Origin of the sequence: Oceanobacter antarcticus (assembly GCF_044962685.1) — a bacterium.
Taxonomy (GTDB): domain Bacteria; phylum Pseudomonadota; class Gammaproteobacteria; order Pseudomonadales; family Oceanobacteraceae; genus Oceanobacter; species Oceanobacter antarcticus.
This window is the reverse complement of the sequence record NZ_JBBKTX010000010.1, coordinates 72,901-91,357: the sequence shown is the minus strand read 5'-3', so window position 1 is coordinate 91,357 and position 18,457 is coordinate 72,901. Positions and strand designations below refer to the sequence as shown.

At 53.8% G+C, this 18,457-nt stretch carries 21 protein-coding genes; 4 read left to right on the top strand and 17 right to left on the bottom strand.

Annotated elements, in window-relative coordinates:
* The 13 genes from WG929_RS09735 to rpsF form a co-directional block, all read right to left on the bottom strand.
* Positions 1-1,059, bottom strand: coding sequence for a FecR family protein (locus tag WG929_RS09735; protein ID WP_416205878.1), 1,059 nt, complete (start codon positions 1,057-1,059; stop codon positions 1-3).
* A 91-nt stretch (positions 1,060-1,150) separates the two neighbouring features.
* Positions 1,151-1,726, bottom strand: a complete 576-nt coding sequence (locus WG929_RS09730) for an RNA polymerase sigma factor (RefSeq protein ID WP_416205877.1) — start codon at positions 1,724-1,726, stop codon at positions 1,151-1,153.
* Positions 1,727-1,903: 177 nt separating this feature from the next.
* Positions 1,904-3,094: a DUF3095 domain-containing protein gene (locus WG929_RS09725; RefSeq protein ID WP_416205876.1), complete on the bottom strand. Its 1,191-nt coding sequence runs from the start codon at positions 3,092-3,094 to the stop codon at positions 1,904-1,906.
* 62 nt (positions 3,095-3,156) lie between these two features.
* A complete protein-coding gene (locus WG929_RS09720) occupies positions 3,157-3,765 on the bottom strand; it encodes an HvfX family Cu-binding RiPP maturation protein (RefSeq protein ID WP_416205875.1) in 609 nt (202 codons plus the stop codon).
* Between the two features lie 99 nt (positions 3,766-3,864).
* Positions 3,865-4,095 (bottom strand): anti-sigma factor family protein, encoded by a 231-nt coding sequence (locus WG929_RS09715; protein ID WP_416205874.1) that lies wholly within the window; start codon positions 4,093-4,095, stop codon positions 3,865-3,867.
* Positions 4,092-4,700 carry an RNA polymerase factor sigma-70 gene (locus WG929_RS09710; RefSeq protein ID WP_416205873.1) on the bottom strand — a complete coding sequence of 203 codons (609 nt, stop codon included), beginning with the start codon at positions 4,698-4,700 and terminating at the stop codon, positions 4,092-4,094. The genes WG929_RS09715 and WG929_RS09710 overlap by 4 nt, the downstream gene beginning before the upstream one ends.
* 109 nt (positions 4,701-4,809) lie before the next feature.
* Positions 4,810-5,376 (bottom strand): GNAT family N-acetyltransferase, encoded by a 567-nt coding sequence (locus WG929_RS09705; RefSeq protein WP_416205872.1) that lies wholly within the window; start codon positions 5,374-5,376, stop codon positions 4,810-4,812.
* A complete protein-coding gene (locus WG929_RS09700) occupies positions 5,373-5,945 on the bottom strand; it encodes a GNAT family N-acetyltransferase (RefSeq protein ID WP_416205871.1) in 573 nt (190 codons plus the stop codon). The genes WG929_RS09705 and WG929_RS09700 overlap by 4 nt, the downstream gene beginning before the upstream one ends.
* A gap of 72 nt (positions 5,946-6,017) precedes the next feature.
* Positions 6,018-7,403 (bottom strand): replicative DNA helicase, encoded by a 1,386-nt coding sequence (gene dnaB, locus WG929_RS09695; RefSeq protein WP_369855397.1) that lies wholly within the window; start codon positions 7,401-7,403, stop codon positions 6,018-6,020.
* 197 nt (positions 7,404-7,600) lie between these two features.
* Positions 7,601-8,047, bottom strand: coding sequence for a 50S ribosomal protein L9 (gene rplI, locus WG929_RS09690; protein WP_416205870.1), 447 nt, complete (start codon positions 8,045-8,047; stop codon positions 7,601-7,603).
* Positions 8,048-8,076: 29 nt separating this feature from the next.
* Positions 8,077-8,940 (bottom strand): hypothetical protein, encoded by an 864-nt coding sequence (locus WG929_RS09685; protein WP_416205869.1) that lies wholly within the window; start codon positions 8,938-8,940, stop codon positions 8,077-8,079.
* 66 nt (positions 8,941-9,006) lie between these two features.
* Positions 9,007-9,237, bottom strand: a complete 231-nt coding sequence (rpsR, locus tag WG929_RS09680; RefSeq protein WP_369855400.1) for a 30S ribosomal protein S18 — start codon at positions 9,235-9,237, stop codon at positions 9,007-9,009.
* A 15-nt stretch (positions 9,238-9,252) separates the two neighbouring features.
* Entirely contained in the window at positions 9,253-9,684 is a 432-nt protein-coding gene (gene rpsF, locus WG929_RS09675) for a 30S ribosomal protein S6 (protein ID WP_416205868.1), read from the bottom strand.
* 646 nt (positions 9,685-10,330) lie between these two features.
* Between rpsF and WG929_RS09670 the strand changes: the two genes are divergently transcribed.
* From WG929_RS09670 to WG929_RS09655, 4 genes are all read left to right on the top strand, one after another.
* On the top strand, positions 10,331-10,627 hold the full coding sequence (locus WG929_RS09670) for a hypothetical protein (RefSeq protein ID WP_416205867.1): 297 nt from the start codon (positions 10,331-10,333) through the stop codon (positions 10,625-10,627).
* Positions 10,608-10,976, top strand: a complete 369-nt coding sequence (locus WG929_RS09665; RefSeq protein ID WP_416205866.1) for a hypothetical protein — start codon at positions 10,608-10,610, stop codon at positions 10,974-10,976. Before WG929_RS09670 ends, WG929_RS09665 begins: the two co-directional genes overlap by 20 nt.
* A gap of 71 nt (positions 10,977-11,047) precedes the next feature.
* Positions 11,048-11,488, top strand: coding sequence for a hypothetical protein (locus WG929_RS09660; RefSeq protein WP_369855404.1), 441 nt, complete (start codon positions 11,048-11,050; stop codon positions 11,486-11,488).
* Positions 11,489-11,502: 14 nt separating this feature from the next.
* Complete coding sequence (locus tag WG929_RS09655) at positions 11,503-12,081, top strand: flavodoxin family protein (RefSeq protein ID WP_416205865.1); 579 nt, start codon at positions 11,503-11,505, stop codon at positions 12,079-12,081.
* Here WG929_RS09655 and WG929_RS09650 read toward each other — a convergent pair.
* The 4 genes from WG929_RS09650 to WG929_RS09635 all read right to left on the bottom strand — a co-directional run bounded on the left by WG929_RS09650 (position 12,055) and on the right by WG929_RS09635 (position 18,317).
* Positions 12,055-12,501 carry a chemotaxis protein CheX gene (locus WG929_RS09650; protein WP_416205864.1) on the bottom strand — a complete coding sequence of 149 codons (447 nt, stop codon included), beginning with the start codon at positions 12,499-12,501 and terminating at the stop codon, positions 12,055-12,057. The genes WG929_RS09655 and WG929_RS09650 overlap by 27 nt on opposite strands.
* 42 nt (positions 12,502-12,543) lie before the next feature.
* The gene (locus WG929_RS09645; protein ID WP_416205863.1) at positions 12,544-12,906 is read right to left on the bottom strand and encodes a response regulator transcription factor; all 363 of its coding nucleotides are present in this window, start codon (positions 12,904-12,906) and stop codon (positions 12,544-12,546) included.
* Positions 12,903-14,999 (bottom strand): ATP-binding protein, encoded by a 2,097-nt coding sequence (locus tag WG929_RS09640; protein ID WP_416205862.1) that lies wholly within the window; start codon positions 14,997-14,999, stop codon positions 12,903-12,905. Before WG929_RS09640 ends, WG929_RS09645 begins: the two co-directional genes overlap by 4 nt.
* 462 nt (positions 15,000-15,461) lie before the next feature.
* Entirely contained in the window at positions 15,462-18,317 is a 2,856-nt protein-coding gene (locus WG929_RS09635; protein ID WP_416205861.1) for an ExeM/NucH family extracellular endonuclease, read from the bottom strand.
* Positions 18,318-18,457 lie beyond the last annotated feature (140 nt).

Below are 18,457 nucleotides of genomic sequence, written 5' to 3'. Positions count from 1 at the left end.
CTAGCGACCGCTCAGAAGCAGGCGGTCATCCGTCACTTGCAGTTTCAGATCAAACAGATTGGCAATCAACGCCAGCGTTGTCTGCACATCGGCTTGACTGTAGCGCCCGGAAAAAACCTGGCGGGTATCCACCTGATCGAGCACAATCTCACGCGCAGTGTACTGCTGCAGATGGGCAATCAGCTCAGACAATGGCTCTTCACTGACTTCGCGCCAGCCACTACGCCATTCCGCAGCGTCCGCAGCACGAAACATGGAAAGTGTTCCTTCCGCCAGTCGCAACCCATCTCCGGCCAATAACTGCAAGGTTGTACCGGCGGCGGTTACTTCGACAATGCCATGCTCGACCACCACCACCAGATGGTCACCGCTACGATCAACATTAAAGGCTGTACCCACCACTCGGATTTGCCCCAGGTCTGTATCCACAATAAAAGGGCGCTGTTTGTCTTTGCTGACCGAGAAGTAGGCTTCCCCTTTATTCAGAGCAACATAACGCTGCGACTCACCCAGAGTCACCTGCACGCGGCTATCTGCATTCAGCACCACTCGAGAGCCATCTTCCAGCAGCATGTCCTGCCGCTCTGCCCGTTCAGTCGCGTAACTGAGCGTGTTGCTGGTCGCTGGTTGAGACAAGACAACATAGCCGATAGCTGGTGGTAACAGCAGTATCACCAGCATCAAGGGCGCCAGCAGCGGCTGCAAGGACTCATGGCTGAACCATGCCCGAATCTGATCCAGCAGGCTTGTTGATGCCGACGGTTCAATCCGGTCAGTCTCACCAGCAACGGGGGGCACTGAAGGATGACTGGCAGGAGACCCTTCTGTGGCAGCAGATGTTGCAAAATGCGCTGCAGCAGAGCGTTGTAGCACCGCAATAGCAAGCGCCTCGTTATCACCAAAATAACGGGCAATGTATTCCGCCGCCGCTCTATGTTCATGGCGTTGTTCAAGCCAGCTCTGATAGCTCTGCAGCTGCTCTGGTGTCAGCTCTTCCATGCGATCATACCAATCGGTAGCCGCCTCCAGCACATCATCAGAAAACATCAGTTTATTCATAAATCGCCTGCGAATGCGGTCAGGTCATGCCAGATATCCATTGGCCACCTCCCGCTGATTGTCGTGATTCCGATACGATCCAACACAGTGTTCAATGTGTATACCCTGCACCCGCCATCGCTTTGGCAATATCCATCATTGCGCGGGTGATGTGTTTTTTAACGGCTTCATCGGCAAGACCCAGCTGACAAGCAATCTGGTCACGAGACAAACCCTCAACCCGCCGCAGGATAAACACCTGGCGACGTAGTTCTGGCATGGCAGCAACAACCTTGCTTAATAACTCCAGCTTTTGCCGATCAATATGTTCATCTTCCATACAGATACCGACAGCTTCCGGCAAGGATTCAAGCAGCTCGGGCTGCCGCTTGCCAGCTCGCCAATAGTCCACCACCACCGAACGTGCGACCCGCAGGGCGTAAGCCACAGGGCTGCTGATACGCTCATGATTGGTGGGCCGAAGTGAACGCAGCAAGGTATCTTGCAGTAAATCATCCACTTCCTGAGGGTTGTTCACCTGGCTGGCGATGTAACGTCGCAAACGGGGAATATCCTGGGTCAACTGTTGTTCGTACGGCGCACCCTTGTCGTCATCGCCGGGTAACGAAGAAGCTGGATTTTTGTCGCAAGCTAGGCGGGCTGTAAATGCCTGGCTGGTCAGTTTCATGGCCTATCCCGAAAAAAGACGAAGGTTTCGCCATCAGACCACGCATTCATGTCATTTTTATTAATCCGAACGTCGCACCATCGTTGTCAAACTGAACGCTGGCACTGAGCAGGCCGAATTCAGCCTCTCGTATCAAGAAGACGTTGAGTCATCCAAAAAGGGGACAATCATTCTTTATTATTGTTTTTTACGCCGTCGTTTCAGATCTTTGGATGCCATGGCATAACCGCCATCGGCAGCATCCAGAAAATGCACATGGTGCTGGGAATAGTCGAACACCAGACAAGTCAGCAACGCCGCTCGCGACGCGTGAATGCCAAAAACCAACAGCCGTTGCTGTTCGAGCGCCTCTAATTGCTGCTCCAGCTGCACACGCTGATCTGTAGTACCTGCCAGTACCAGCCGTAAACCATCATCGCATTTGCGGTAGTCGGTATTCGCCAGCAGGCGCTTGCGATAGCCAGTCCAATGACTGGAGCCAGACAGCCGCATCAGATATCGACCGGCACATACCCGTCCAAAGGTACGGACGACATAACACAGTCGTTTCCAGAAGCCATCCTCGTGACAGCGAATACGGGTTTCAGTCATCAGCGATGCCGGAGAGGTCAGCAGTCGCAGTGAGTCTGAACGCAGAGGGTGATGCAGGCTGTCATTACCATAGATAGAAAAAATACAGCGAGCGGCCTGGGCCAGGGCCTCAGCGCAACCTTCGGTATCTGATGCACTGGCCTCGACCATAATGGCCACCGTTTCTTCCGCCGGGCTGGGCACTTCCTGCCAACGACACTCAAAACCACCAAAGTTCGCGGCGGCCGGAATTGTCTGGCTATCCAGCAGCCAGGGGCTGTCTTCCTGTTTGATCCACTGTTCTGCCAGCCCCAGACCGCCGCCAGTAAACATGGCTTGCTGAAAATAACGGTGAGGCTGGTAACGAGCGACCTGCACCGGCGCACCGGCCTCGATCAACGCCAGGGACGTCACCATACCAATACGCAATTGCAGATCAAACTCACGGCTAGCCAACTGCTGGCTGGCCACCATTGCCCTGGCAACCGCATCGCGACAATCCGGTGGAATACACAACGTCGCGCCATCACCGCCAAAGACAAACGGCACCTGCAACGGCGCTACGGCATTGATCATGGCAACAATACAGGCGGCACTGACGCTGTTGACGTCACGGTAACGCCCATTCTCAATCGCTCTGGTAGAACCTCGAATATCGGCGACCACCACCCACCAGTCTTGCGGTAGCGATGAATAATTGTCGGTGTACGAAAACGACGAAAACTCCCGAAATGGAAGTATTCGTTCATACCAGTGTGGATTACCGCAAGCAGCGGTTCCCAAACCGTGTTTCGACATAAGGCTGTCAGCTCCGTTGCATAAAATGTCCGGAGGTTTTTGTTTTCTGCTCGAACCCGCGCCTAGCGCAGCAGCCCATGATGACGAGCCAGCCAGTAATCCAGACTCAGATATCGACCACCACCAGTGAAAAACAGGCTCAACAGCATCAGGAAATAGGTCGCGGCAAATTCAATACCGTTGTTCAATATCACAAAGGAACCGCGCCCCGTCAGCCAGTCATAGTGGCCATGTTCTTGCAGAATACTGCGGGCAGCTTCCAGCCGTTCTGCCGAGTCGGCAACACGATCGTTCGCCAGCCAGCTGGAAACATCGGCAATCGCCAACCAGCCATTTTCCCAGTGCACCGACAAGGCAGCAATCATCATGATAAACATCAAGGGAATGGACACCCAACGTATCGCAAATCCGAAAATCAGCAACCAGGCCCCGAAAAACTCGGTTCCTGCTGCCAGCGCCGCCATCAATTCTGGCATTGGCAAGCCGAGGCCCCAAGCGGGGTTGCCAAACCAGGCCACGGTATCGTCAAACGCCATCAGCTTGTTCCATCCGGCCTGCATCAGTACCGGAGCGAGATAGAGGCGCATCAATAAGGGCGCCAGGCCATCCAGGGGCTGGACAGATCGCAGTACTTGGTCAGCCGGACGGTAGAGAGAGGCAAGAAGGCTCATGAATATTCCTGTCTGGTGAGTAGATAACGGAGCGGAGAACAACTCCGCTGTACTTTCCAATCAGTCGCTAGTCGATCCGGTTTCTTACAAAATCATCGGTCACAAGGAAGTATCGTCAGAAGATCCCTTGCTATCAGATTTTTTGTTCTTCGGCTCGTCATCCTGAGCGAAGGAATGCATTAGCCCTCGCAGTGTCTGCATTTGCAGGCCAAAGTTTTTACAGCCTGAACAGATCAGCGTATGAATTTTTAATTCAGCGGATTCGGCCAGTGTCAATTTACGCTCCTGCGCTTCCGACATCAGTCGCGTCGCTTCACGACAATTCATCATATCGATGTCTCCCGGATTCCAGAGAACCAGTTATTTTCCAGGCATTCCCGCAACTGCAATCGCGCCCGATACAGCAAGACGTGCAAGTTGCTGACCGTGACCGACTGGGCGGAACAGATCTCGTCGCTGCTCAGTTCCAGAAATTCCCGCATCATAAACACGCGGGCTTGCTGCGCAGGCAAGTGATTCAGACAAGCATCAAACACCGACCAGAATTGCCGCTCGTGCACCAAACGCTGGGGCGATCCCCAATGTTGCGGCCGCTCATCCGCATGCCAATGACCACGACGGTCAAACAATTGGTCGTCCAGATCCTCGCCATTCTTACAAATGTCGTCTTCAGGCAGCACGTGCTCTTGCAGACGGTACTTTTGCCTTAGCGCATCGGTGATCTTGTTTTTGAGGATAGCAAACACCCAGGTTTTTAACGCCGCCTGACGTTTAAACACCTCGGCATTTTTCAACGCTCCGGCAAGCGCCTCCTGCACAGCATCCTCTGCCAGATGGTCATCGTTTAATTGCAGGCGGGCAAACGACAACATCTGACTGCGTAACTGTTCCAGGAACCGACGATCAGCCAGTGTATTGAGAGGTGTTTGGGTCACATTATTGATCCATTCATTGATAACCAGACAATAGAACCACTGAACATAATAAAAACAATGAGATACAGGAATACCATCCGCGTTCCGCAGTGCCATTGATGAGAGTTTGTCAGACGTGGGCCGCAACCGTCGCATCGGTTGCCAAACGGGCATATAGATCCAGATCCACCCACTGCCCATCAAATTCCAGTTGTGCAGGCAAGCGCCCTTCATGCCGGTAGCCAAGCTGGGCCAGAAAATGTTCATGCCGAGCGGAGCCTGGCACCAGTGTCACTTCAAGACGATGCAATCCCAGTTCATTAAAGCAAAAGGCCTCGATCGCACCAATGATGGTCTCGAATTCCGCCACGTCTACCGCTGGGCTGATTTCCCACTGCAAGCGGGCGCTGTTGAGCATCCAGTTGATGTTGTACAGCGTGACCCGAGCCAGCAACTCGGCCAGGGCATCGACATCACCGCTGTGGCACTCCACCAGCCAGCAAGCGCCCTCCCGGCCCTGAAACTTCATCGAGGCACGGCGCAGTTCATCCAGTGACTGTACCGATGCGTACATCGGAGGTTTGGGAATATGAGCGCTGACCTCTGGCTCCTTGAGTAAACCATACAAGGCATCACCATCCTGATCCATTACCGGCAAACGAATAACAAAGGGGCCGACTTCCAGATTCCAGTTCATACGTTTGCCTCAGTCGTAGTGTCCGTATCGGTCGTTGCCAAAATGCGGTGATACAGCGTCTGCTCACAGTAGTCATGCTGCCCGAGACGCCAGCCATCACGCATGATGACAGAAGCTCGAAAGCCGATACTCTCCAGCATCGCCGGAATGGCATCGCTCTGCCCCTGAACCCAGGCATAGGCAAAGTTACGCAGGTGATATTTTGCCGCCATAAAGTGGATACAACTGCACAGTACGGCAGCACGATTCGCCATCGTAAGGGCTGATAGCCCATCAATTCTCAGTGCCACTTTCAGCAGCGATGGTTGCCAGTCGTAGGCACTGGCCATCCCCAACAGCTGATAACCTGAAGCGTCGTCACCCAACTCAATCGCCCACATCATGCCGCGCTGGGTGGCCGCCATCTGCACGCTGAGTTCAATCATGCGATCCAGCTGTTCCGGCTGTTCCAACGGTCGCTGTCCCGGCAATTCTGGCTGCTGGTACACAACCAGCAGCGCATCACGGTCGGTGGCTTCCAGCGGACGGATACGGCCACCCTCAAATGTCAGTGTTGGGGTAAATTTCATTAATTATTCCTGAATAACATTTCATCACCACGATTGACACGTCACAGGCTTCACGCCTGATACCAGCCAGTTTTATTCGTCGTCGTAGTCATCGTAGCCATGAGCGAGGTTTTCAAAGCGGGTGTATTTGCCGATAAATGCCAGACGATCGGTACCAATCGGGCCGTTACGGTGTTTGCCGGTGATGATTTCGGCGACGCCCTTCTCGGGGGTGTCTTCGTTATACACTTCGTCACGATAAATAAACTGGATAATATCCGCGTCTTGCTCGATCGCGCCGGATTCCCTCAAATCGGACATCACCGGACGTTTATTGGGGCGTTGCTCCAGCGAGCGGTTGAGCTGCGACAACGCAATCATCGGGCATTCAAATTCCTTGGCGATGGCTTTCAGCGAGCGCGATATTTCGGAAATTTCCTGGGTACGGCCTTCGGACTTGCCTGACACCTGCATCAACTGCAGATAATCCACCATGATCAGTGCCAGATCGCCGTTTTCACGGTAGACCTTGCGGGCACGGGCGCGCATCTCTTGCGGGGTCAGCGCGGCGGTATCGTCGATATAAAGTGGCAGATCTTTCAGCATGGTGACGGCTGCCGACAGTTTCGGCCAGTCTTCTTCAATCAGCTTGCCACTACGAATCCGACTCTGGTCAATTTTGCCGATCGACGACAACATCCGCATCACGATGGATTCTGATGGCATTTCCATGGAGAACACCAGGCAGGGGCGCTTGCTGGCCAGCAAGGCGTTCTCGACCAGATTCATCGCAAAGGTGGTTTTCCCCATCGATGGACGCGCTGCCACAATCACCAGGTCAGCCTTTTGGAAGCCGGATGTACGCTGATCGATGTGGTTAAATCCGGTGGTTAATCCGGTCAGACCATCCGGTTGGTTAAACATCTGGTCGAGCTGATCCAGTGTCTTTTTCAGGATCGGGGCGACTTTCTCGGGGCCACCATCCTTACGGTTACCCTCGGCAATTTCCGCAATGGCTTTTTCCGCATCCGAGATCAGCGTCAGGGTTTCATCCCCACCCGGCTCATACGCCTTCTGCATGATATCGCTGGCAGCTTCAATCAGGCGTCGCTGCTGTGAACGTTCGCGCACAATTTCGGCGTAGGCATCGCAGTTTTCAATCGATGGCGTCATATCCACCAGGCGAGCCAGATAAGAACCGCCATTGATACTTTCAAGCTGGCCGCGTTCTTCCAGTTCTTCCGCCACCGTCACCACATCAATGGCTTGTTCAACCGACGACAAATGACTGATGGCACGAAAAATCAGCCGATGGTCATGACGATAAAAATCATTGTCGCGCAGTGTTTCACTGACCGATTCCCAGGCCCGTTCATCCAGCATCAAGGCACCCAGCACTGACTGTTCTGCCTCCACCGAATGCGGCGGTGTACGCTGGCTGGTTTCAGCGGTGTCATCGTTGTGATAGTCGTCAGTCATAGTGCCTTTCCTGAATATCGCCCGGTCTTGTCAGAGCTGCCCTGTCTACCTGCTGTGCGAAACGTCCAGCCAATAACCTGGAGCAAAGCATCCTGCCACAGGCGTAATCGCCAGACATAAAAAAAGCACTAGAGAGCAACGCCCAATAGTGCCTTTTTTGCAGCCGGTGAACAAACATCCACCGAACTGACGGTTACTTATTCTGCAACAACATGCAGCTTCAGTACCGCTTCTACTTCCGGGTGCAAGTGAATCGCCACATCAAATTCACCAACAGCACGGATTGGACCGGTTGGCAGACGAACTTCGGCCTTGGCCAGTTCAACACCTGCCTGGGAAGCCAGATCCGCAATATCGCGATTACCCAGAGAACCGAACAACTTGCCCTCGTCACCGGCTTTGACCGCGACAGACAATTCGATTTCTTCAATCTTCTCTTTACGAGACTGTGCTTCAGCCAATTTGGCAGCCGCTGTGGCTTCCAGTTCGGCACGACGTGCCTGGAAGTGCTCAACGTTAGCCTTGGTAGCAGGAACAGCCTTGCTCTTAGGAACCAGGAAGTTACGTGCGTAGCCAGGCTTGACGTTAACCAAGTCACCCAGTTCACCCAGGTTTGCCACTTTTTCCAACAGAATAATTTGCATCTTGAATTCCTCATTACAGGGAGTCGGTGCTATTCGTCACCAGACGCCGTGTCTTTTAGTCGCATGCGGATATCGAATACGCTATCCAGCATCGCTACGAAAATTAGTAATGTGTACATGTATGGCCCGAACACGATCAAACCGATATAAATCGGCAATATCCAGTTCGGGCTGGCATTGGTGCCATGCACCACGCCATGGAACACTGCCAGGCCTGCCAACATCATGGCAACGGTTAACACCGGCACCATGCCAGACAACTCCGGCGACAACTGGCCCGCCGCAAACACGACCAGTACGGCAGGCAGTGTGAAAGCCAAAGGCAATCGCAACTGTCGGAATTCAGCACCAAACCCTTCCGGGTTATACAAGGCGCTCTGCCAATAGCGTCCCAACAACAGACACAAGATAATAACCAGTGTATGCAATGCCGCCAGTACCCCATGGATCATGGGGCCAACCAAGGGTTGTAGACGCGCCTGCAAATCCGGGCTGGACTGCAACGCTTCCATGACAGCAACCTCGCTGCGAGACACTACCAAAGGCAGTACATCGGCAAGCAACAAGGGCAAACACCAATAAATCAATTCTCCCAGTATTACCGCTGTCAGAATCGCCCAATCAAGACGCACCGAGTAGCGCAATACTTGCGCAGTCAGGATCGCTCCTGCTGACACCAGGACAGGGGTCGGATCGCCTGCCGCCAACCATGCCAGTGCGGGCAAGGAAGACCACAAAATCACCGGCACACTATCCCTGGAGGGCTGGCGTAATAACACCAGCGCCTGTAGCGCCGCCCCCAGCCAGAACAGCATGGGAATGGCAAAAGCAATCGCCGCTGCCAATGTTGCCTGCAGTCGGTTTTGCATGGCCCATTGAGCCAGATATTTCATGCCTGGATCTCACATTGGTTAAGGTAAACGGGCTTGCGGCTCAGTCTACCCAACCAACAAGACCAATCAATTATCGTGTGCGTCAGAATACGGCAGCAGCGCAATATAGCGCGCGCGCTTAATGGCTGTAGACAACTGACGCTGATACTTGGCGCGAGTACCAGTGATACGACTTGGTACGATTTTGCCAGTTTCAGTAACATAGCCTTTCAGGGTTTCCAGATCTTTATAATCGATCTCGGTTACACCTTCAGCAGTGAAACGGCAGAACTTGCGACGACGGAAAAAACGTGCCATGAGTTAACTCCTCTCTTATTCTTCGTCTTCAGCGGAATCGGCAGAGTCTTCAGCATCAGACTCATCGGTTTCAACCGCTTTTTCACGGCTGTCTTCACGCGGTTCGGAACGACGACGATCTTCGCGGCTTTCTGCGGCCTTGATCGGAGAAATTTCAGTGACCGCTTCATCACGACGGATCACCAGGTTACGCAGAATAGCATCGTTGTAACGGAAGTTGGTGGTCAGTTCGTCCAGGGCTTCCTGGGTACACTCAACATTCATCAGAATGTAGTGTGCTTTATGAACTTCGTTGATCGGGTATGCCAGGTGACGGCGGCCCCAGTCTTCGAAACGGTGGATAGAACCTGCAGAACCTTCGATCGTCGCGGTGTAACGCTCAACCATCGCTGGAACCTGTTCGCTTTGATCTGGGTGAACCAGAAAAACGATTTCGTAGTGACGCATTGTCAGCTCCTTATGGGTAAAAAGCCTTCCGGCCAATCCGGTAAGACAAGGAGTCCGTTTTTGTTCTTATGATCGGCGGCGCTGCGAACAGTCCTCAATCAAACAGTGTACGGATAAAAAGGAGCGCGGAATTTAGCAGAACAGCGGCGATAAGACAACCACATAACCAATGTACCGGGGTGCCGGTAGGCGTTCCATTCCCTTCGTTGCCTCCACCGATAACACCCAAAAACAATACCCACTCGCATCGGCACCGGCATACTTGCAAGCCCCACCCGCCACTGCGACATCCGGTCACATAGCCGCTACATAACCAGAGAGTTATTCTACTGGTGAGCTATGAGGGTAGCTCATCTCCCTTCCGCTGGAGTGCTGACCGGATTCCATCAGCAACCACCAGCAATTTGCGTTAAGCAACGCCCCGTCGCGGTCAGTACTTACTCATGAATACTGGCAGCTGCAGGGCGATTTTCTTTTTCAACCCACAACCGGCACGATCTCTTCTATACTTGACGTGTTCTCCGTGTCGCAGACCCCGCACGCCATGAGACAAATAACCGTGCCGCTCTTACCCATGCCCGCTCTTGATACAGACTCTTGATACAGAGTAACGGCAACTGTCATCGCTTTAAAAAGGGAGCCATCCATGCAGCTTCAGGCAAACATCTGGCAACGTGCTTACCACTGGATGTTACGCCGGGCGAAGATGGAACGCGCCAATCTGGGTCTGTTTGTGGCCGGTGCGACCTTCTTTTTTCTCGGTGGCAGTATTATCTATGCGGCCAATCTGCGTCTGGCCGACTCTGTTGGCCAGGAACTGATCACGTTGTTCGGATTGCTGATTGCAGCAGGCGGCGCAATCAGTGCCACCTTGGGGTATATTGCGCTAAGCGTATTCCGACTCATGAGGCACAGCCGCAAAGATGACTCCAACTCTTTCTGATATTGAAATTTACCTGTTAAAGGCACAACCGGAACAGGTGCGTGCCTGGCTCGAATCCAGCATCGGCCCGGTGACCGAAACCGCCATCAAGGGCAACAGCCACTTCTGGCAATGTGAATCCATGAAAATGATATTTACCGTCCGGGCGGAAGGGAATTTCGACAGTTTATGGATCAAGCAAAACCAGTCCCCATGGGCTGACGACCTTGAATGTGCCCGGTCAGCCCACCATGTGCTGGAAACTGAAATCCGTTGTGCGGCACGAGAATGGAATGAGTCAGAAAGCGGTGATCAACCGGGCTGGATCAAGCTGACACACGGGCAAGAAAAAACCTTCGACTGGAAATAATTATTTCTTATTGCAAATACGAATAATTATCATTAGAGTGGTCTTGACTCGATCAGAAAGAGACCACACTCATGTCCGCCACGTTACTTGCCTTTCCGATGCAACCCGCCCGCACCCATTCCGGCACAAACCCATGGCCACTCCTGACGTCCGGTTCCAGTAATAGCCGTCGCCTGGAACAACTGGAACAGCTGATCCCGCTGCAAAACAACGCGGTTCTGCTGACCCTCTGGGTTAATGAATACCTGGACATCGGACTTGATCTGGCCGCAGAAGCAGGCAGTCGCCATCTCCCGGCGCTGCAGGAAAGTTGGCTACGTCGTCTTTATAGCCACTTGCGTAACACAGCCTTCGCCGATGACTGCAATCCGCACTGTCGCCAACTTTGCCTTGAAAGTCTGTACCAGCCTTTTTTTGCCTTGCGTCACCTGTATCGGCAACAGCCCCAGGGCCGCCTCTGTATCCGCCGCCTGAGTCAGGATCTGTCGGCATCCACCCGCTACCTGATTTAACCGGAGCGAGTGTCATGCCAGACATAGCCATCCTCTACGACAGCAGTTGCCGTTGCTCTACTGCGACGGCCTGCGCACTGGAACACCATATTCACTGGGCCCCCGTTGCGCTTTGCAACTTGCTCAGTTGCGTACCGGAAGATATCCAGCCCTACCAGACACTGGTGCTGGCATTGCCGATCCATGCCTTCGGTACGCCAGAAACGCCCTGGGCGGACGCCTGGCCCATTCTGGAAGAATTGAGTTATCACGGTAAACAAGTGGTGTTATGCGGCACCGGCAACGAGTTCTGTTACGACGATGACCGCTTACAGGCATTGGCGCAGCTCAGCACCCAGTTACAACAGCTCGGGGCTGAGTTGCTCGAAGGGCTGACCGACATGCCGATGACGCTGTTGAACCAGTGGCTGACACAACAGCATCCATGCCGCTGGCAAACGCAAACCCGGCTGATCTACTCGGATGGCCAGTCCACACGCCAGCAACCGCTGTACGATAGGGAACTGGAAGCACTGAGTGAGCGTATCCGGCTGCAGCAGACATCCAGCACCACAACTTTAGCGCCACTACTCCAGCGCTACGACAATGATTGACTGGTAGTTCTTCCAGCGGGTCGGAATCACCACACTGCGGGTATTATCGGGCATATGAATACGTTCGGGTTCCCCCTGCACAACCACCGGCACCGAGATCAGAAAATCAGCGCCGAATGCTTTTCTGGCATTACCGGCAATGGTGTTGGCAATTTCGCCCACGACATCACACAGATGGGCTGAACTGACATCACGCTCCCCCATGGAGGTCAGAATATGAGTCAGCATCGCCTTGGGACAAGTGTAGTAAACGCAGCCCCTGCGCTTGCCGGAAATACCAATAATACCGGTAAAATCAAACACCACCGGGGACTTGCTCTCCAACAGATAAGGCACCCCAACACTGACCTCTCCAACACCAACCTGACGATAGAAATGCGTCAGACTATTAATAAATACCTCAATGGATTCTTTATCCATTCGTGTTCTCCAACCGGATAAATGAGATCGCCTGTACGGCGTCTAATCGCTCGCCAGTTCCGTCAGCGCGCTGTGTAATTCCTGATCTGTAAATGGCTTGCACAAAAAACCGTGCGCCCCGCGACTCAGTGCCTTGATGGCAGTGGCCTTGTCTGCCAATGCCGATACCACCAGGATACGGGCGTTCGGACAGATTGACGCCAAAATAGGAATCGCCTCGATACCATCCATATTAGGCATGGTCAGGTCAATCGTGATCAGATCCGGGTTGGTCTGACGCGCCAGGCTGACCGCCTGCTCGCCGTCAGCTGCCGTGCCGACCACACTGAAATCCTCCAATCCATGCGCGCGTTTGATACGCCGACGAATGATCAGCGAGTCATCAACAATCATCAGTCTTTTCATACCGCCACCGCTACTTCATATTGCTCAACCTGAGCAGGAATCAAAAAGGATATTTCGCAGTACTGGCCAGGACGGTTCGCCACCCGGATACGACCGTGCAACTGTTGGATATTGGCCTTCACCACATCCATACCGATACCACGACCACCGTGTTCGTCAGCCTCTTCCAGTGTTGAAAAGCCAGGTTCAAAGACCAGGCTCATGATTCTGGTGGCTTGCATGGAGTCCAGCTGCTCGGCGCTGTACAGACCTTTTTCGATGGCCCGCTGGCGTATGGTTTCCAACTGGATACCACGGCCATCATCACGCACAGATACTCGATAGCCGTCCTCCTCCCGCGTTACTTTCAGCACCACCCTGCCAGCGTCATCCTTACCACGTTGCTGGCGTATGGCAACCGGTTCCACACCATGAACCACAGCATTGCGCAGCAACTGGACAGCACAGTCCTGAACCACTTTAAGCTGCTCAGCAGGCAGCTTGATACACTCTGGTTGCGCAAGCTCAAAAGCCACCTGCTTGCCTTGTTCCGCAGCAATACGCGTCACCAGATGCCCCAACCTGTCACCATCCAGACCACTCACCGGCGCGGCCTCTTGCTGTCTGACCGGTGTGACACCAAGCACCTCAACCACATCTTTCATGTCCCCCAGCAAGCGGAACAGATCATTTAGCGCCAACGTCAACGGCAGGAAATCTCCCCCCTGCAACGACGCCATGTCCGCCATTTCTTCCAGCTGTTGCTCAAATTCGTGCACCGCCCGCACAACCTCGGGCAAATTCAGGGCACTGGCATCGCCTTTTACCCGATGCATAATCCGCTGGCTGCTGACCACCTTGTCGCGGAAGTCGGCACTGCTATTAACCCGTTGCCGCAAAATATCATTGACCGCCACCAGGCTGCTCTCCGCAGCGGTCATAAACAGCATCATCGAATCCTTATCGACGTGTAACAGCTCTTTCAAGGCGTTAATTTGCAGACCATTATGTTTCGTCGCCTGCTCCAGTTCACGCCGCAGTCCAACCAGCTCGGAGATATCCAGCACCGTTACCAGCACATGGCGAATTTCGCCGTTTTCAATCGCCCGGTTAAAGCGGAAAGACAGGTTCTTCACCTGAAAACCACCGCGGTCATCCGGCAAGCTGACTTCGATGTCCGAAAGAGGATTAAGCGAGCCAATCAGGTTTTCCTTGACGCTGCTGTTCAGCAACAGCTTGATGTACTCCTCGACCGTTTGCATATCGCTTTCTGTCACAAGACTCTTCAGTAACACCCGAAAGGAGGTACCGGCATATTCCTGATGACCAAAAATGTCCCTAATGGAGCCGGAGTATTGGGTACCAATGGTCAAGTTGCCATCCAGCAACAATAGGCCTTCACGTACATTTTTGAGAATTTCCGTGGTTTCGCTACGGGCTTCTTCCGCGACAGAATCACTGCGCCGCAACTGGCCAATAAAATGAAAAAGAATCAACAGGAAGTTAAGAATCGCCAGCGTAATCGCACCGGCCTGGATCATTCGCAGGGTTTCTGACTTGTTGCGTGCGATCGTTTCCAGATCGTTGGTCAGATCATTCATCAGCTTCAGCAACTGGTTATTATTGTCTCGAACCATTGGCGCCAGCCGCCGCAAGGCGCGCTCATGCCCCAAAGTGCCAGACGCTGTTGAAAACAACGCCTTGAATTCGGATGAAATCGGCCGCCAGATCGTCTTGGCCGCTTCCACCGCAACACGGGATGCGTCGGATGAAACCGCGTCCAGCACCAATTCATTACGGCTGGCACCCCGCGTTGCCCCCCCCTGATCAAACGCAACCAGAGTACGGTCGAACAGCGCCACCGCCTGCTGTAATTCCTGGTAGGCCGATTCGCTTTCCCCACCCTCACTCAGCCGCTTGTCATAGTCATAAAATGCTTTTGCTGTCTTTTGCGACAGCATCCGTTGTCGTCCCGCCAGGTTTACGTTACTGGCATCTTCAGCCAACTGGGATGAAATATAAAAGTTCAGCACCAGTACGCCCGCATCCAGAAAAATAAACATGGCGACAGATAAAACCACCGCTCGATATTTACCCAAAAGTCCATTAAACATGTGCTAATCCCCTGACGTGTAGCGAAAAGTAACAAACAGCCGCTTTGCAGGTACAACTATTGTGCCAATGCATACATCAAAACAGGTCATCAATCCCTCAAAAGGGGTAAGTCCGCAGAAACAGCCACTGTGATTCAAAATTTTAGATTGTCTGACAAAAAGTTACAGGATGTGCTGGATGTCAAGCCCGCAAGATACATCCAATGTTGTGCAGCGAGCGCCCCAAAGCAAGGCACAAATAAGCTGCCCGCTCCATCGCATGGCGTCTTCAGGGTATTTACCGGAGATTCTGCAAGGCATGTCTGAACACCCTCAGCAGGTTGCGCCACAATGTATCGCAGCAGAGACCAATAACGGAGCACAAGCACCAGCGAGACCACCAGAACAGTGAGCTGTCGGGTGCTGTCTTGCGTGGCACTCGGTCATTTTGAATAGGAAATGTCTGTCCAGAGAGACAATTAGTTATATCCGCCGACGCCACAGCAGCAGTAATCCCGCCAGCAGTAGCAAGCCATTGATAGCGCCGCCAGAAGCACCATTACCAGAAGTACCATCACCGGCAGTCACACTGTCACCCGCATCGGCTTCGTCCGGTTCATCCACCGAGCCTGCTACTCCATTCAGAACCCGCAATGGAGCCGCTACCGAACCTTCGCCATCTCTTGCCGTAACCACGATGGTTACCGGCAGTTCGGCCAGCACGGTGGCAGTGGCCGAACCGGTCAGCACGCCACTGGCCGACAAGGCCCAGCCAACAGGTAAACCGCTGGCAACAAAATCCAGTACATCCCCTTCGGGATCGCTGAATTGCGTTGCCAGATCCAGGCTGACAGTAGCTCCTGCGCGGGCAATACGGATATCCGCCAGCGCGCTCACCAGCACCGGCGGCTGGTTCTGTTGCACACTGGCGTCTAGCCGCAAACCAATCACTAGGGGGTCATGATCGGATGAGCGATAAGGATCCGCATTGGCGTAGTTATCTACCGAAGAATAGCTTTGGCCATTAGCTTCGGTTTCGTAATCCATCAGTGAATCTTCCACCGAGTTGATATGCCAGGCACCGGCACTGACCACATGTGAGGCCAACGTCGCCGTCGCCAAAGCATGATCCAGGCTGCCCAACAAGCCACTGTAGCTATAGGTATACGGTGCTTCCTCGGTGGCAATATCTGAATGTTGGAGGTTGCTGTAACCGCCAGCCAGGAGGGCTTGCAGCGGGTCTTCCTGGCTATAGGCATTCAGGTCGCCCATCACCAGAACGGCAGTGGATGCCACCCCGGTCGGTCTGGTCTGTAAATACTGCAACAGGCCGGTTGCCGCACGGGTACGCACACGGTTGCAGTTACCCTGACCCTCTGCACCTTCATTAATCTCTCCACACGAAGAGCCTTTGGACTTGAGATGATTCACCGACACCGTAAAAACAAAATCATTAAATTCAAACGACTGGATGATGGATGGGCGATTTTTACTGTCGTCAAATAATACTCCTTGCCCATCACGCGGCGAGTTGGCCGACGACAAAACTCGGGTTGTACCACTCAGGCGGATACGCTCCGGCCGATACAACAAGCCGACGGCAATCGCGTCGGTGCCTGTCAGGGTCGTCCCCGGATCAACGAAGGCATACTCATCACCGCTGGCCTGCAAGGCATTTACCGCATCCACCAGCTGATGAATGGCACTGTTTTCGCCATAGCCATCGTTTTCAATTTCCATCAGCCCGACCACATCCGCATCCATGGCGTCAAGCGCCGCGACGATCTTGTTACTCTGCATTTGGAAGGCGCTATAGGTACTGGCCCCACGAGAGGTCGGGAAGCCGCCGCCCTGACCGTCACCGTTAAAATAATTCAGTACATTCATCGTCGCGATGCGCAGGTTGGCTGCGTCACTCACGGCTGGCGCGGTGGTGCGGGCATGACTGGCGGCGATCGCGTATTTGCCGGGAATCAGCATAAAGTCGTTATTAAAGTGATGTATCACGCCACTCAGGGTGGTGAAGGTATCCCCGATACGCACCGGATTGTCCGCACTGTAGCCAGTGGTCACATCCGGGAAGGGAATAAACGTCGGGTAATAGGCCTTCACCCCGTCATCGACCAGCAGCCGATCCCGGGCATATCGCTGTGCCAGAGTGGCTGCTTCTGCCGAACCGGGTAAGGCAACATCCGTCGGTTGAAAATGCAGCTCCGACGACACCACCACCTGACCGTAGTTACCCAAGCCATAACCCGCCCCGTACAGGTCAGAAACCACCAGACCCTGTTGATTCTGGATACGCATCCCCTCCAGCGCTTCCAGGCTGGACAAATCCGCTACTGGTAATACCAGCTTGATGGCCAACGGCAAGGTTGCACCCTGGCTACAGACCATCAGCTCACTGACTTCGTCCAGCTGGGTAACGCCCGCAGACTCTGTCACACTGGCCACCAGCCGTACCGTATCGCCTGCGCTTAGGTCATAGTCGCTGCTTTTGACAAACACCCCTTCCGAACTGCTGGCATCGCTGTCGGCATCTGCGTCTTCTTCCTGAATCCAGAAACCACCGTAACCGCTGCGGGCATCCAGTGTAACGACCGCCTCAACCACCACACGGGTGTTATTCAACGGGCTGGCATCGTTGTTCGCGTCGTCAATTGCGCCTTGTACGGCGCTGATCCTTGTCACACCGGCGCTATCGCCACAGCGGCCAGAGACCAGCGTTTCACTGTCGTCAGAACAGCGATTGGCAGCCCCAGGCGTGGCAACTGCGATCTGGAAGGCATCACCCGAGCGGACCGTCGTGTCACAGCGCTGGGACGACTGGGTATCCTTGTCGCCATGTTGGGCTTCATCGACCTGAACCGAGTCGGCAAGCAACAAGACATCCAGTAAACCGGCATCGTCTCCGTCACTGGTGCCGTACACCAGCGCATCCAGTAGCTGATTGGCCGTCACCGCCGTCCCGTTCGGGAAGTCTGCCGCCGGGGCCGCATACAGGGCAACGGCATCGGCACCGTTCTGCAGAATATTGTCACCGATCTCAACACCACACCGGGTGACATTGGCGCTGGAGCCACAGACCACAAAATAGCCTTTGGCGTCGGTGCTGAAGCCAGACAAATCCAGCGTCAGATAGGAGGTGTCACTACTGCCATTAAACAGCACCAGCGTATAACCATTAAGTGAGCTGAAGCCACTGCCGCCATCGTACAACTCGATAAATTCCGCGCTGTCGGTGCCGCTGGTATCTGCATCCACTTCATTGATCAGGAGCTCGGCCTGACAGGTGTGAGTCAGCAGGGAAATGCCCAGAGCTGAAAGAAACGTGCGCATGGTCGCAACCTGCTTATCATCAGAGGATTCAGAAAAGACGGAAAACAGCGGTTTGTCACGCCAGATCCCAAAAGCCCGGCAGTATGACGGCGGAATATTGCAGCACCGCGCTGTTTTAGTGACAGAATTCTTGTTTTACC